This window comes from Candidatus Pseudothioglobus sp. Uisw_086, from assembly GCF_048085745.1.
Lineage (GTDB): Bacteria > Pseudomonadota > Gammaproteobacteria > PS1 > Pseudothioglobaceae > Pseudothioglobus.
Genome location: NZ_CP159803.1, coordinates 1,199,132 through 1,213,424, shown reverse-complemented (window position 1 = coordinate 1,213,424; position 14,293 = coordinate 1,199,132). Strand labels below are relative to the sequence as shown.

General features: G+C 34.8%; 15 protein-coding genes. 10 read left to right on the top strand and 5 right to left on the bottom strand.

What is annotated here, in order from left to right; genetic code table 11:
• Positions 1–125 precede the first annotated feature (125 nt).
• The 8 genes from ruvB to ABXT49_RS06060 are packed head-to-tail and all read left to right on the top strand — an operon-like array spanning position 126 to position 7,153.
• Positions 126–1,154 carry a Holliday junction branch migration DNA helicase RuvB gene (gene ruvB, locus ABXT49_RS06095; protein ID WP_416651212.1) on the top strand — a complete coding sequence of 343 codons (1,029 nt, stop codon included), beginning with the start codon at positions 126–128 and terminating at the stop codon, positions 1,152–1,154.
• Positions 1,151–1,555 (top strand): tol-pal system-associated acyl-CoA thioesterase, encoded by a 405-nt coding sequence (ybgC, locus tag ABXT49_RS06090; protein ID WP_416651211.1) that lies wholly within the window; start codon positions 1,151–1,153, stop codon positions 1,553–1,555. Before ruvB ends, ybgC begins: the two co-directional genes overlap by 4 nt.
• Entirely contained in the window at positions 1,542–2,213 is a 672-nt protein-coding gene (gene tolQ, locus ABXT49_RS06085; protein WP_416651210.1) for a protein TolQ, read from the top strand. The genes ybgC and tolQ overlap by 14 nt, the downstream gene beginning before the upstream one ends.
• The gene (locus tag ABXT49_RS06080) at positions 2,210–2,662 is read left to right on the top strand and encodes an ExbD/TolR family protein (RefSeq protein ID WP_416651209.1); all 453 of its coding nucleotides are present in this window, start codon (positions 2,210–2,212) and stop codon (positions 2,660–2,662) included. The genes tolQ and ABXT49_RS06080 overlap by 4 nt, the downstream gene beginning before the upstream one ends.
• 13 nt (positions 2,663–2,675) lie before the next feature.
• Positions 2,676–4,271 carry a TonB C-terminal domain-containing protein gene (locus tag ABXT49_RS06075; RefSeq protein WP_416651208.1) on the top strand — a complete coding sequence of 532 codons (1,596 nt, stop codon included), beginning with the start codon at positions 2,676–2,678 and terminating at the stop codon, positions 4,269–4,271.
• Between the two features lie 14 nt (positions 4,272–4,285).
• Positions 4,286–6,322 carry a glycine--tRNA ligase subunit beta gene (gene glyS / locus ABXT49_RS06070; protein ID WP_416651207.1) on the top strand — a complete coding sequence of 679 codons (2,037 nt, stop codon included), beginning with the start codon at positions 4,286–4,288 and terminating at the stop codon, positions 6,320–6,322.
• A 4-nt stretch (positions 6,323–6,326) separates the two neighbouring features.
• Positions 6,327–6,764 carry a D-aminoacyl-tRNA deacylase gene (dtd, locus tag ABXT49_RS06065; RefSeq protein WP_416651206.1) on the top strand — a complete coding sequence of 146 codons (438 nt, stop codon included), beginning with the start codon at positions 6,327–6,329 and terminating at the stop codon, positions 6,762–6,764.
• 47 nt (positions 6,765–6,811) lie between these two features.
• A complete protein-coding gene (locus ABXT49_RS06060; protein ID WP_416651205.1) occupies positions 6,812–7,153 on the top strand; it encodes a Spx/MgsR family RNA polymerase-binding regulatory protein in 342 nt (113 codons plus the stop codon).
• On the opposite strand, the gene trxA is transcribed toward ABXT49_RS06060, so the two are convergent.
• Positions 7,146–7,517: a thioredoxin gene (gene trxA, locus ABXT49_RS06055; protein ID WP_416651204.1), complete on the bottom strand. Its 372-nt coding sequence runs from the start codon at positions 7,515–7,517 to the stop codon at positions 7,146–7,148. The genes ABXT49_RS06060 and trxA overlap by 8 nt on opposite strands.
• Positions 7,518–7,605: 88 nt before the next feature.
• Here trxA and ruvC point away from each other — a divergent pair, with 88 nt between their 5' ends.
• Positions 7,606–8,076: a crossover junction endodeoxyribonuclease RuvC gene (gene ruvC, locus ABXT49_RS06050; protein ID WP_416651203.1), complete on the top strand. Its 471-nt coding sequence runs from the start codon at positions 7,606–7,608 to the stop codon at positions 8,074–8,076.
• A gap of 3 nt (positions 8,077–8,079) precedes the next feature.
• Here the strand turns inward: ruvC and ABXT49_RS06045 are convergent, their stop codons facing one another.
• Positions 8,080–9,216 (bottom strand): cation diffusion facilitator family transporter, encoded by a 1,137-nt coding sequence (locus ABXT49_RS06045; RefSeq protein ID WP_416651202.1) that lies wholly within the window; start codon positions 9,214–9,216, stop codon positions 8,080–8,082.
• 674 nt (positions 9,217–9,890) lie between these two features.
• Between ABXT49_RS06045 and ABXT49_RS06040 the strand changes: the two genes are divergently transcribed.
• Positions 9,891–10,490 carry a peroxiredoxin gene (locus ABXT49_RS06040; protein ID WP_416651201.1) on the top strand — a complete coding sequence of 200 codons (600 nt, stop codon included), beginning with the start codon at positions 9,891–9,893 and terminating at the stop codon, positions 10,488–10,490.
• A gap of 25 nt (positions 10,491–10,515) precedes the next feature.
• Here the strand turns inward: ABXT49_RS06040 and dinG are convergent, their stop codons facing one another.
• From dinG to rlmE, 3 genes are read right to left on the bottom strand one after another with little or no spacing between them, the layout of a single operon-like run.
• Complete coding sequence (dinG, locus tag ABXT49_RS06035) at positions 10,516–12,579, bottom strand: ATP-dependent DNA helicase DinG (RefSeq protein ID WP_416651200.1); 2,064 nt, start codon at positions 12,577–12,579, stop codon at positions 10,516–10,518.
• A gap of 8 nt (positions 12,580–12,587) precedes the next feature.
• Entirely contained in the window at positions 12,588–13,559 is a 972-nt protein-coding gene (locus ABXT49_RS06030; protein ID WP_416651199.1) for a polyprenyl synthetase family protein, read from the bottom strand.
• A 6-nt stretch (positions 13,560–13,565) separates the two neighbouring features.
• A complete protein-coding gene (gene rlmE, locus ABXT49_RS06025; RefSeq protein ID WP_416651198.1) occupies positions 13,566–14,183 on the bottom strand; it encodes a 23S rRNA (uridine(2552)-2'-O)-methyltransferase RlmE in 618 nt (205 codons plus the stop codon).
• Between the last annotated feature and the right edge of the window lie 110 nt (positions 14,184–14,293).

The following is a 14,293-nucleotide window of genomic DNA, read 5'->3' as shown; positions in this document are numbered from 1 at the left end:
TGTCTATTCAATTTCATCAAAAGATAAAGCAGTTCAAGATAAAGGGATAGTTTTGTATAATTAATAAATATAACCACCTATTGGTCTAAAATAAAGACCATAAATTTAAAATAAAATGATTAAAGATGATTGAAGAGGACAGTCTAGTTGGCGGAGAAAATCAAAATAATGAGGATCTAAAAGTTACCTCAGTTAGGCCAAATTCATTTGCAGATTATATTGGCCAAGAAGATGTCAAATCACAAATGTCTTTATTTATTCAGGCAGCAAAGTCACGTTCAGATGTTCTTGATCATTGCCTAATTTATGGGCCTCCAGGATTAGGTAAGACAACTCTTGCCAATGTTATTGCCAATCAAATGGGTGCAGGAATTAAACAAACGTCTGGCCCTGTTCTGGAACGCTCTGGTGATTTGGCTGCAATACTTACTAAACTTGAACCATTCGACATTCTTTTTATAGATGAAATTCACAGGCTCAACCCAGTTGTTGAAGAAATTCTTTATCCCGCATTAGAGGATTTTAAACTCGATATTTTAGTAGGAGAGGGCGTTGCTGCTCACTCAGTCCAGCTAGAACTGCCGCCATTTACTCTAATTGGTGCAACTACCAGGGCAGGAATGCTTACTTCACCTCTGAGAGACAGGTTTGGAATAGTGCATCGTTTGACTTTTTATAATGTTAAAGAGCTGCAAGAGATAGTAGAAAGGTCCGCTTCAATTTTAAATATTGAAATCGAAGGCCAGGGCTCATTAGAAATTGCTAAGCGCTCAAGAGGAACTCCTAGAATAGCTAATCGCCTTTTAAGAAGAGTTCGTGATTTTGCAGATGTTAAAACAAATGGTGTAATAAATATACAAATTGCAAAAGAAGCTCTTGAAACGTTAAAAGTTGATGAGGCAGGCCTTGAACAGCTCGATCGAGATTACCTTAGCCTCATTATTACTAAGTTTTCAGCGGGACCGGTAGGACTTGATACTTTAGCTACTGCGCTTGGTGAAGAGCGATCAACCTTAGAGGATATGATTGAGCCTTACCTTCTTCAGCAGGGATTTATAATGAGAACACCGCGCGGTAGAATTGCCACAGACCTTGCTTTCTCTCATATAGGAGAGGTTCGTCTTAGCCATACTCAAGACTTGTATGGTAAATGAGTAGTTTAACTGTAAGAGTCTATTATGAAGACACAGATGCTGGCGGCGTTGTTTATTATGCTAATTATTTAAAGTATATTGAAAGGGGTAGGACTGAGCATCTTCGTGAACTTGGTTTTGAGCTAGCCATTATTGCAGAAGAAATTGGGCTAGTCTTTGTTGTGAAGTCTGTGAAGGCAGATTATCTATTACCCGCTTTTCTTGATGACACTATTGAGGTTCAAACTAGTATTGAATTAGTTAAACATGCGAGCTTAATTTTTGCTCAGAAAATAACGAATATAGAAAAAAATACGGTATTATTTGAGGCTGAAGTAAAGGTAGTTTCTGTATTAAAAAATAATTTAAAGCCTTGCGCTTTTCCGCAAGAAATCATGGAGAAACTAAATGGAAGAAAATAGCTTATCAATTGTTGGCCTAATATTTAGCGCTGGACTTGTTGTTCAGTTAGTTATGATTATATTAGTCTTGATGTCAATTTACTCTTGGACTGTAATTATGTCTAAGAAAAAGATTTTGATGGATGCATCCAATGATGTTGAAAATTTTCACCAAGAATTTGAAAGAGAAAGTGAGCTGTCTGTTCTGTATAAAAATTTACCTCCTTTAGCCTCTGACTGGACTGCAATGGAAGATATTTTTGGCTCTGGCTACAAAGAGTTTACTCATAGCAAGTCCACGTCTAGTCAATTACGCATTATGAATTCTGAAAGAGCTTATAGGTCAATGAATACTTCTGCGAGTAATGAGATTGATCGGCTTGATTCTAGTCTTTCTATTCTTGCGATGATTGCATCATCGAGTCCTTATATTGGTCTTTTTGGTACAGTTTGGGGAATCATGCACTCATTTATTGGTCTTGCTTCAGTTAAGCAAGCAACGATAGCAATTGTTGCTCCTGGTATTGCGGAAGCTCTTATTGCAACTGCTTTTGGACTTTTTGCGGCAATACCCGCAACTATTGCTTACAACAGATTAGTTTCGCATGTTGAGGAAATTGGTAATAAGTACACCGCATTTGTGGAAGAGATTTTTGTAATCCTACAGAGACAAAAATGATAGAACTGCCTAGGCGCTCAAGGCCTGATATCCATGCAGATATCAATATCGTTCCGTATATTGATGTAATGCTAGTGCTTTTAGTTATCTTTATGATGACTACCCCAATTATTGAGCAAGGTGTTGAGGTTGACTTGCCAAGCGCCCCTGCTGGAGTTGTTGATTACCAAGACCAGCAGCCTTCAATCATTTCAGTTGATGTAGATGGAAACTACTTTATAAATCCAATGACCAGTCCTGGAATGGATGCGATTGAAGATCTTGAACCAGTTTCATTAAATGTGGCTATAAATCAAGTGCTTGCTCGAAAAGAGATTTATCCAGATATGCAAGTTTTTGTTAGGGGTGACAAAAAAGTAGCTTATGAAAAAGTTATTGAAATTATTGCTGTATTAAAACAGTATGGCAAGATTGATAAGGTTGGCTTTATGACCGAAAACCCAAATTAGTTGAATTCTAATTATGAATTTTTTTAAAAAAATTACTCAGTTTTTTAGTAACTTAATACCTAAAAAAGCAGAAATAGACTCAGAAGAAAAAGATAAAGGGGAGTCTTCAGATGTGCAAGAAGCTAAAACCTCTGGACTTAAAAATTTCATTATTAAGGCTTCAAGTGTTCTTTACAAGTACCTAAAAAAATTCGCCTTATTTATATTAGGCCTCATCAATACAATGATGCAGCCAATGGTTAAGATATCTAAAAAACATCCAATCGCTTTTTGGGCTGCAGTTATCTTACATGCAACTCTTCTATTTGGTTTACTGTATGCAAATGTTGAGCGCTGGAGTCCTCCAGAGCAAAACTCAAGTATCTTGCCTTCTGCGCCAGTTCAAGCAGTTATGATTGATATGGAGATAATTGAAGCAGAGCAAGAGCGGTTAAAAGACGTAGAGAAACAAAAGCAACAAAAGATTAAAAGCGAAGAAAAGAGATCAGAGACTGCTCAAAAAGACCAGAAAGTTGCAGAGCAAGAGGCTTTAAAGGCAAAAGCTAAAAAAATTATGGCTGAACTTCAGCGTAAATCAGAAGAGGCCAAGACTAAAGAGGCTGAAATTCAAGCGAGCAAAGCTAATGAAATAATTGCTGATGCTGAAACAAAGACAAAAATTGAACAGGACAAGGCGAAAAAAGCTGAAGTGAAACGTATAGCTGAAGAGGCTAAGACTAAAGAGGCTGAGATTCTTGTTGAGGCTGCGGCTAAAAAGATTGAACTTGCTGAAGCAAAACGAAAGCAAGAGGAAGTTAAAACAAAACTTGCAGAAATAAAACGAAAAGCTGAAGAGGTTAAAACCCAAGAGGCAGAAATATTAGCAAAAGAGGCAACTGCATTAGTAAAAGAGGCTGAAGCAAAAACTAAAGCTGAAGAACTTAAAGCAAAAGAGGCTGTATTATTAGCCCAAGAAACAGCTAGGGACGCTGAAATACTTGCAAAAGAAGTTGATAAGCAAGTTAAAAAGGCAGAAGCAAAACGTATAGCTGAAGAGCTGAAATTAAAATTAGCAGAAGCAAAGCGCGTCGCATTAGAAATTAAAATTAAAGCAGCTGAGGTTAAGCAAAGCACTATTGAAGCCAAAACTAAAGATGCTGAATTACTCGTCAAAAAGGCTTCCAAACAATTAGAAGAAGATCAGCAGAATAAGGATCTATTGGAATTAGAAATAGCAGCCCTTAAAGAGGCTGAAGCTGAAATTCAATATAGACAGCTCCTTGCTAAAGAAGTTCAAGATGAGCAAGATACAGCAAGATCATTAATCATTGAGGATCAACTTAATACCCTTCAGAATGCATATATAAATAATATAGCGGCCAGAGTTAAAACCTTTTGGAGGTACCAGTCAGCTGAAGATGATTGGACAGCTGAAGTTTATGTTGTTCAAGATAGAGATGGAAATGTTAAGGCGGTAGATGTTAAAAATGCTAATGTTGGTAATAGTTCTCTTGGAAAGTCATTCAAGGACTCAATTGAAAGAGCTGTAAATAAAGCCTCACCACTTCCTGGGGCTCCTGATGAAGCTGTATTTGACAAAGAGCTTTACTTTATATTTAGTGTAAATTAACCTAAATATTAACTATGAAAACACATGATTTTTTATTGGAATTAGGAACTGAAGAACTGCCTCCAAAGCTTTTATTGAAGCTTTCAGAATCCCTTAAGAACAATTTTGCTGATGAACTTAAAAAGATTAATATTTCTTCATCTAGTATCGTGTCTTTCGCTACCCCAAGGCGTTTAGCTGTATCTATTACAGAGATACAAAGCAAACAAAAAGACCAAGTTATAGAAAAAAAAGGCCCTTCAACAGAATCTCCAGAAATGGCGATTAATGGCTTTGCAAAATCTTGTGGAGTTGATTTAAGTCAGCTCGAAAAAAAACAATTAGGCGGCAAAGAATACTACTTCTACTCAAAAGAAGAGGCTGGTCAAATTATTAGTAGTCTCTTACCAAGAGTAATAGAAAGCTCAATTAAAAATATTCCAATTACAAGAGCAATGAAATGGGGCAGTGCAGACCATTCTTTTGTTAGGCCCGTCCACTGGCTTGTTGTAATGCTTGATAAAGAGATTGTTCCAGCAAAAATAATGGGACTTGAAAGTGGAAGAGTTACGAGGGGTTTAAGATTTCAAAAAGATCTTACTATTGAACTTTCACACGCGAGTGAATATGAGTCGGTAATGTCAAAAAGCGCTCAAATCATTGTTGATTTTAAAAAGCGCAAAGAGATTATCCGTGAGCAGATTTTATTAGTAGCAAAGCAAAATAATGCTGCAGTAGTTATCGATGAATTTTTGCTGGACGAAGTTTGTGCGTTAGTTGAGTACCCTAGAGCTTTTGCTGGAAAGTTTGATGAAAAATTCCTATCTGTTCCTCATGAAGCTCTAATATCAGCAATGAAGTCACATCAAAAATACTTTCATTTAGTAGACAGTAAGGGGGGTTTGTTACCATTATTTATTTCTGTTGCAAACATTGAATCGAGTAATTTAAAAGTAGTTATTGAAGGCAATGAAAGGGTTATTCATCCTAGGCTATCAGATTCTGAGTTTTTTTGGAATCAAGATAAGGCTGTCAGGCTTGATCAGAGAATAGATGGGTTGGATAATGTTTTGTTTATGAAGTCTCTTGGCTCCATGGCTCAAAAAGCGATGCGAATAGAGCGCCTAAGTTCTTACATTGCAGAGTTGGTTGGATTTGATACTAAAGAATCTTCTCGTGCTGGTCTTTTATGCAAATCTGATCTTTTAAGTGAAATGGTTGGTGAATTTGCTGATTTACAAGGAATTATGGGTGGCTATTATGCCCTTAATGATGGTGAGTCAAAAGCTGTTTCAATAGCTATTAGGGAGCACTATCAACCTCGATTTTCAGGTGATACATTGCCCTCTACAAGTGAAGGTCTTGTAGTTGCAATCGCGGATAAGCTAGATACTATTACTGGTATTTATGGAATTGGACAGGCTCCAACAGGCTCTAAAGACCCCTATGCACTTAGAAGGCTAGCTCTTGGATTGCTACGAATACTGCTTGAGGCCAAAATAGAATTAAACCTTAAGTCATTAATTAAATTCTCTCTAGATTTACACTTAGAGGGAGTAGATAGGGGCTCCTCTGACTCAATCTATAAATTTATGATGGAGCGGCTAAAAGCCTACTACAAAGATGCTAATATCGATAGCAACGTTTATAAAGCTGTTTTGGCAGTTAGTCCAGACTCACCGTTTGATTTTCATTTAAGAGTTGAAGCGCTTAATGAGTTTACTCAAAGTGCTGACGCCAAGAGCTTGATTGAGTCAAATAAAAGAATTGCAAATATTCTTAAAGATTCAACAGAACATCATAATGACCTTAATTCTGAGGCGTTAATTGAAGACTCGGAAAAAAATCTTTATAAAGCTATAGAGTTACTATCTAAACAATTATCAGATAAGAAAGATTACAAGACGACCATGCGCTCGTTGCTTGAATTAAAAGAGGCGATAGATACATTCTTTGATAATGTTATGGTTAATACAGAGGATTTAAAAATACGTGAGGCTCGACTTGCCCTGATTAGTCGAGTTAGAGCTCTGTTTTTGTCTGTTGCTGATATTTCTCACCTCTCATCATAATTAAATGAAAGCTTTACTTCAAAGAGTATGCTCTTCAAAGGTTGAAGTTGAAGGAAAAGTAGTGGGTCAAATTAGTAAAGGTCTGCTAGTTTTTATTGGTATTGAGAAGCAAGATGACATGATGTCCTCAGATAAGATGGTAAAAAAAATACTCTCATATCGAGTTTTTCCAGATTCAGATGAGAAGATGAATTTAAGTATTCGTGATATAAATGGAGAGCTTTTAATCGTATCTCAATTTACTCTTGCAGCAGACACCAAGAACGGAACAAGGGCAGGTTTTTCAACAGCAATGCTTCCAACTGAAGCAGAAAAACTATACAATAATTTTCTTGAAAAAACTCAATCTATGGGCACCATTACTGAAAGCGGTATTTTTGGAGCGGACATGCAGGTTTCACTTATTAATGATGGGCCAGTAACCTTTCTTTTAGAAACTTAAGTAATTTATGCTTTTATCTGTCTTCAATATATTTTCCAATATTTATTATGAGTAGCACTAATAAAATTTATGGTATCAAGAACTGTGATACTGTCAAAAAAGCTCTTAAGTATTTATCTTCTAATGATATAGCTTATGAATTTATAGACTTTAGAGTCGACCCAATTTCAAAAAATGAGTTTCAAAAAATGATTGAAAAAGTTGGATTTGAGGTTCTTATTAATAAGCGCTCAACTACCTATCGAACATTAACTGAAAGTGAGAAAGATAATGTTGATTATGAGTTAATTTTGAAATACCCAACTTTAATTAAGAGGCCAGTTATGATAAGGGATGACAAAATAATGGTGGGCTTTAGTGAGCAGAAATATTTAGATTTTTTTAGCTAGGTTTGCTTTTTTGATCTTCAAGCTCTTTTCTTACTTCGTCCATGTCAATTGATTTAGCTTTTTCTAATAAGTCTTCTAAGTCTTTCCCAGACATAGACCCTGGCTGTGAAAAAATTCCAATTCCATCTCTAAAAATCATTAAAGTTGGGATTGATCTAATTTGAAATTGAGCGCCAAGTTCTTGTTCATCTTCAGTGTTGACTTTAGCAAAGGTCACCCCATCAACCTTCTCAGAGATTTCTTTAAAGGTTGGAGCAAACTGAATACATGGACCACACCAAGGAGCCCAGAAATCAATAATTACAATTTCATTATTGTTAATAGTCTCATCTAAATTTGCTTGTGAAAGCTCAATTACTGCCATAAATTTTCCTTTTAAAATTTTTTAAAAAGCATTATAACTTTTTTACTAAAATACTGGTTAGTTTTTGCATAGCTGATAAAATATCCCAATGAAAATACTTGGTATAGATCCTGGCTCTAGAATTACTGGTTTTGGTTTAATTGAGGCAAAGAAACTAAAATTTACATATCTTAGTAGTGGTTGTATCAGAACTCAGGGTGATTTAAATGAGCGAATTATTACGATATATGAAGGTGTTAAAGAGGTTATTGCTAAGCATGAAATTGATATAGTCGTTATTGAAAGAGTATTTATGAGGCCTGATAGGCCAAATCCTGATGCTGCAATTAAACTTGGACATGCTCGTGGTGCTATTATTTCTGCAACTGGAGGCCAAGGTATTCCAATTGTAGATTACACAGCTAATCAAATTAAAAAAGCAGTTGTTGGAAGAGGTCACGCATCGAAAGAGCAGGTTTCTTTTATGGTGCAGCAGCTCCTCAAATTAAATAAAGCCCCACAAGAAGATGCTGGAGACGCTCTAGCAGGAGCAATTTGCCATGCTTATCATGCACTGTAAAAATTAACTAAAGTAAACCTTTACTTCACCAAATCCTGGAAGTTTTTTTATAATTTCGCTGAGATCAAAATTGATCGTACTAATTTCATTGTTATCTAAATAATCAACCGAAAGATAAAAGTCCACTAGTATTTCACCCTCTAGATAGTGCAGTTGGGTTCTTTCAATTTCATAAGAGCAATTCTCAAGTTTGAGCGACTGACTAATAATCTCTAATGCTTGAGCTCTCTCTGGAAGGTCCTTATAAGGCGCATCTTCTTTTTCTTCATCATTTTCAGGATCAATGTGAACAGTTACATCATCAAGCTCCTCTATACATTCTTTTGCAACTCTCTCAACGCTAACACTTATTATATGACCCTCACTAACGGATAAAAATGGATTGACCTGGACATGAACGTCAGCCGATTTTTTATGACCAACTTTTCTGGTTCTTAAGGTATGAACGCTATTTACTCCTTTAATATCAGCAAGCGCTTTATGAAGATTTTTTATGTCTTCTGGGTCAATTGAAGTATCTACTAATTCTTTAGTCGCTTCAAATCCAAGTTGCCAGCCAATATAAATAATCATTAAGCCAACTATAATTGCAGCAACGCTATCTAGGAAAAAGTATCCATTGGCAGCACCTATAATTCCAAAAACAACAACTATAGAGGAAAATGCATCAGTTCTATGATGCCAAGCATTTGCTTTAAGTAAGTCAGACTTAATATTTTTAGCAACTTTAACTGTATACCAATACAAAGCTTCTTTACTAAGAATTGATAATGCAGCAGCAGCAATTAACCAGTTTTCATGCTTTAGAGCAGTGGCATCACTGAAGCGGCCAAATCCATCAAAAATAATAATAGTACCAACTATTGCTAAAAAGATACTTAATCCTAAAGTCGCAACTGTTTCAAATCTTTCATGTCCATAAGGATGATCAGCATCGGGCGCTTCTCCAGAAAGTTTTGCGGCATACCATGTAACCCAGTCTGTGAGAAGATCTGAGAATGAATGAATTCCATCTGCAATAAGAGCCCCTGATTGACCTATGATTCCGAGAGAAACTTTTATAACAGAAAGTAAAAAATCAGTAATTGCTCCTATAACAGTAGCTTTTTGACTTTCTTTAGTGCGATTTATAGAGTGCATTGCTAACTTAATAGTTTAAGTATGTAACGAGCTATTTTAAGTTAAATGCTTTTATTTTTCATTGAAATCATTTAATTTAAATATTTTTTTTAAATATAGCTTGCAATTGTTAATGAGAATGAGTATCATTATCATTTAATAAATAATTAAGCAAAGGTTCGAAATTGATTACTAATAAATTCAGCTTCCTAATGCAATCTCCTAAGATCGTACGCTGCTATCTATTGGTAATTGTTTCAACAGCTTCAAAATAGCCCTCCGAACTATGATGAAGCAAATATCAAAGGAGATTTAACTAAGTGATAAATTGATTGCATTCATATTTTTTTACTTCCTTTAAATGTGTATGTCTGTGATTAATTGGCCCTATGTCTTCCTCCTTGCATAGGGCTTTTTTTAATAGAGTATAAAAATAAAAATGAAATATTGGTATAGATACAAACTCTTTATTTTAAAAAAAACTAATCGACTAGATTTTATATCGATGAGGAGATTAGGTATCCCAAAAAAAATTATTGGAAAAGTGATTTTAGATGAAGTTAAAAATGACCTTAGACTTAAGGGGAATATCTCCAAATATCACTACAAATATAACTAATTAAAAGTAATAAATTATATTTACATTAACTACAGAATTAAAAAAAAACATTAATCATTACTATAAGGACAAAACTATGAGCGTTTTAGTTACACAGCATGCACCAGACTTTATATCGACAGCAGTTCTTGCAGATGGGCAAATTGTAGAGGATTTTCAACTATCAAGTTTTAAAGGTAAAAAAATTGTATTGTTCTTCTACCCCTTAGATTTTACGTTTGTATGCCCGACAGAGATACTAGCACATCACCATAGAGTTGCTGCTTTTGATAAGCTCGATACTCAGTTAATTGGTGTTTCTATTGACTCTAGACATACTCATAATGCTTGGCGAAATACTAAAATAAATGATGGTGGTATTGGATTTATTGATTTTCCATTAGTTTCTGATATGGATCATAAAATTATGGAAAAGTATGGCATTGTCCACCCAGAGGGAACAGCTTTAAGGGCATCTTTTTTAATTGATGAGAATTTTGTTGTTCGTCATCAAGTTGTTAATGATCATCCTCTAGGTAGAAATGTGGATGAAATGCTAAGAATGGTTGATGCACTTGATTTTCATACTGAAAATGGAGAGGTATGCCCTGCAGGATGGAATAAGGGTGATGAAGGAATGAAGGAATCAGCTGAAAGCGTTGAAGAGTATTTATCAAAAAATTCTGCCAACCTTTAATTTGATAAAAATATAATATTTAAAATTAGCTTTTTTCTACAATAATATTAAAATTTGGAAGTGCTTTAATAAGATGTTTTCCATAAAACTTTGTTACTAGCCTATTATCAAAAATAGTAATTTTACCCGAATCTGTCTCAGTTCTTATGAGCCTCCCACAAGCTTGTATTAATCTTAATGAAGCGTCTGGTAGAGAAATTTCCATAAATGAATTTCGATTTAACGACTCAAGATATGATTGAGTCGTTTTTTCAATTGGCGATGTTGGAACACTAAATCTTAACTTAGCAATAATTACGTGGTTTAAATTATCACCTTTAAGGTCAACGCCTTCAGCAAAGCTATCAAGACCAAAGATTATACTGCCTAAACCATTTTTTCTATTTTCAATATGTCTTTCTAGAATATTTTTCTTGCTATATTCGCCTTGAATAAATAGATCACAATCTAATGATTTTTCTATTAAGTCAGCTACACTCTGCATTTGATTGTTTGATGCAAAAAGCACGAGTGTGGCTGCTGATGTATCAATACGTTTTTTTAACTCTAGCGCAATTTCTTGAGTATGATCAAAAGACTGTGTTGGGCTTGCTTTAATTTTAGCGATTATAAAGTCAACTGACTCATGATTAAACGGAGATGCCAGGCGAAGATATTGATTTTCTAATAACTTTAATCCAAGTTGTTGATTTAATCTATCAAAGCTTCCTAGAGCAGTCAATGTAGCCGATGTAAAAACAACTCCTGCTGCTTTAGACCATATTAATTTGTCTAAATAGCTAGAGACATCAATTTTTGCGGTGTTTAGTTGATAGTTATTTTTTTTATTAGCAAGCTTTGATTGACTTATCCAGTTACTTGTTGGAGCTTGTTCATTATTTAGGTTCTGATTGAATGTATTTAAAAGCGATAAGATTGAAGATAGATTTTGATTATTTTGACCAATTATATTATTTAAGTTATCAGTTATAGCCTGGTCAATATTATTACTTTTATAGTGCTCTTCCCAAATATCTTTATGCTCTGAAAAATCTTTATACGCTGAACTAAATAAGACTAATATTTGTTTGGTTAAATTCAGTATTTCACTAGGCACACCAGTTATTGGAAATAGATGAATATCATCTTGATATTCAAGATTTGAGATGACTTCAGTTAGATCACTTATAGCTTCGTCTGTCTTTTCAATATAACTAGCAGGGGCTGTAATTTTTATAATTTTTATAATTTGATCTATGGCGCTCTGATATTGACGGATAGATGTTTTCATAAACTCAGTACTTCCACCCAGTGAAAAATGAGACAGTGCTTTTTGAGATAGATGATGAGCCTCATCAAAAACAAAAATACAATCTTCAACTTCAGGAAGAACATTGTTACCATTAATAATATCGGCCAAAACTAGATCATGATTTGCAATAATTACGTCAGCATGTGAGGCTTTTTTTCTAGCTTTAAAGAAAGCACAATCATTATAAAATTCACAATTTTTAGAGTTGCATGTAAATCGATTGCAGGCAATTTTTTGCCATAATTTATTTTCAGGTGGATTCTCAAGGTCATCAATTTCCCCACTCCACCTTGTGGCAGAATAACTTTCAGTCATTTCACTTAAAACATCTAAGTCATTTTTACTTGGCTTTTCATCCCAAAGAAGAGCATCATCTAAAAGAGAAGGAGAGCTTGAGTTGTCTTCTGTTAGATTAATTAAGTTTCGAATACAAACATATCTTGACCTTCCTTTAGCTAAAGCATATTCAAAATCAACTGAAGAATATTTCTCTGCCTCAACAATATCTTTATTTAGAATTTGTTCTTGAAGTGCTACATTTGCAGAAGCTATAACTAGCTTCTTTTTTGACTCTTTTGCAATTGGTAAGCAGCTCACTAGGTAAGCCATAGTTTTCCCAGTTCCAGTTGGAGCTTCAACACATATGATTGGGTTTGAATTGGCATACTCACCTGTCAATGTTTTTGAAATCTCAGCAATCATTTTATTTTGAGATGAGCGGTTACTAAAATTTGGTAATTGTTTTTTCGCATCTTCAAAGGAAGAGCGTATTTGCTGTTTAAGTTTTGTTGTAAGCATTAAGTGGGTTAAGAGTTTCTATCTAGTGAAAGCTCACATAATAGTTGAAGTGCAGAGCGATATTCGGAGTTAGGAATAACTTCCAGAAACTTCAGTGCTTTAGTGGATTCATTTTTTGCTACTTTGCGGCTATATTCAAATGCATTAATACTAAGAAGAATATTTACAATATTATCTATGTTTGAAGAGTCAGCATTGGTTATGGCATTGGAAAGAGTTGCTTTTTCAGCCCCTTTCGTATTTTCAAGGGCATAAATCATCGGAAGTGTAACTTTTCCTTCAGACAAGTCATCGCCAACTTCTTTTCCAATAACAGAAGAATTTGATTCATAATCAAGGGTGTCATCTATAATCTGAAAGGCATTACCTAAATGCATTCCAAAGCCACCAAGCCCATTAATTACGTTTTTATTGGATTCAGCTAAGATTCCAGCTATTTGGCATGCAGCCTTAAAGAGACAGGCTGTTTTTCTTTCAATTACTTCAAAATATTCTGTCTGAGAAACGTTAGCATTTTTAATGCTTAATAATTGAAGCACCTCTCCTTCTGAAATTTGATTGGTTGCTTTAGATAGGATTTTCATTATTTGCATCGAGTTGGGTTCAACCATAATTTCAAATGCCCTTGAGTATAAAAAGTCACCAACTAGCACACTTGGGGCATTACCCCATAATTCGTTTGCAGTTTCATGGCCTCGACGGATGGATGAGCTATCTACAACATCATCATGCAGAAGAGTTGCAGTATGAATGAGTTCAATTACAACTGCCATTGAGTGATGATAATCACCTTTATAGTTAGTTGCTCTGGCGCATAATAATAGAAGAAGTGGCCTAATTCGCTTTCCACCTGAGTTAATAATGTACTGGCTCATTTGACTAATGAGGTCAACATTTGAATCTAGTCGATTAACTAGAATTTCATCCATCATCACTAAGTCGCTCTTCATGAGAGCATGAATTTCACTAAAATTTTGCATAAGGATTTATTTTAACTGACTTGCTAATAAATAAACTTCTTTAGATCTTGGACGAGATGCTTTTGGTTTGATGACAGAAACTTTTTTAAAAATATTTCTAGTATTTTTAACATAAACATCAAAACCATCGCCCTGAAAAACTTTGACAATGAAGTTGCCATTTTTTGACAAGGTTTTAATAGCCATATCTAGAGCTAGTTCAGCTAAATACATCGACTTAGGCTGATCAACAGATAGTTGGCCGCTCATGTTTGGTGCCATATCAGACAAAACAGTATCAACCTTGTTGCCATTAGTCATTAATATCAAATCATCATATACGGACTGCTCTGTAAAGTCTCCTTGAAGAAAACTAACTCCACTTATTTCTTCAATTGGCAAAATATCACTAGCAATTACCTGCCCAGATTTACCAGTAAACTTTACAGCAACTTGTGACCACCCTCCAGGTGCAGCGCCTAAATCTAAAACTTTATCGCCACTTTTAATAAGTCGACCCTTTTCAATAATTTCAAGTAGCTTATAGACTGCTCTGCATCGATAGCCTTCTTTTTGTGCTTTTTTTACGTATTCATCGCTTAAATGTTCCTGCATCCAGCGACGAGAACTTCCTTTTTTGGCCACAGCTTCAAAAATAAATAGAATATTAGATGTATTTTATAAGAGAAGGGTATCCAGCAATATTAAATTGATTTTTGATTTAGCTTGGGCATTGTTAGGTTTTTACGGGATAA

What these genes read in the sequence shown, in the direction of transcription:
- ruvB (WP_416651212.1), top strand. Translation starts at nt 126, where the DNA reads ATGATTGAAGAGGACAGTCTAGTTGGCGGAGAAAATCAAAATAATGAG.
- ybgC (WP_416651211.1), top strand. Translation starts at nt 1,151, where the DNA reads ATGAGTAGTTTAACTGTAAGAGTCTATTATGAAGACACAGATGCTGGC.
- tolQ (WP_416651210.1), top strand. Translation starts at nt 1,542, where the DNA reads ATGGAAGAAAATAGCTTATCAATTGTTGGCCTAATATTTAGCGCTGGA.
- ABXT49_RS06080 (WP_416651209.1), top strand. Translation starts at nt 2,210, where the DNA reads ATGATAGAACTGCCTAGGCGCTCAAGGCCTGATATCCATGCAGATATC.
- ABXT49_RS06075 (WP_416651208.1), top strand. Translation starts at nt 2,676, where the DNA reads ATGAATTTTTTTAAAAAAATTACTCAGTTTTTTAGTAACTTAATACCT.
- glyS (WP_416651207.1), top strand. Translation starts at nt 4,286, where the DNA reads ATGAAAACACATGATTTTTTATTGGAATTAGGAACTGAAGAACTGCCT.
- dtd (WP_416651206.1), top strand. Translation starts at nt 6,327, where the DNA reads ATGAAAGCTTTACTTCAAAGAGTATGCTCTTCAAAGGTTGAAGTTGAA.
- ABXT49_RS06060 (WP_416651205.1), top strand. Translation starts at nt 6,812, where the DNA reads ATGAGTAGCACTAATAAAATTTATGGTATCAAGAACTGTGATACTGTC.
- trxA (WP_416651204.1), bottom strand. Translation starts at nt 7,517, where the DNA reads ATGGCAGTAATTGAGCTTTCACAAGCAAATTTAGATGAGACTATTAAC.
- ruvC (WP_416651203.1), top strand. Translation starts at nt 7,606, where the DNA reads ATGAAAATACTTGGTATAGATCCTGGCTCTAGAATTACTGGTTTTGGT.
- ABXT49_RS06045 (WP_416651202.1), bottom strand. Translation starts at nt 9,216, where the DNA reads ATGCACTCTATAAATCGCACTAAAGAAAGTCAAAAAGCTACTGTTATA.
- ABXT49_RS06040 (WP_416651201.1), top strand. Translation starts at nt 9,891, where the DNA reads ATGAGCGTTTTAGTTACACAGCATGCACCAGACTTTATATCGACAGCA.
- dinG (WP_416651200.1), bottom strand. Translation starts at nt 12,579, where the DNA reads ATGCTTACAACAAAACTTAAACAGCAAATACGCTCTTCCTTTGAAGAT.
- ABXT49_RS06030 (WP_416651199.1), bottom strand. Translation starts at nt 13,559, where the DNA reads ATGCAAAATTTTAGTGAAATTCATGCTCTCATGAAGAGCGACTTAGTG.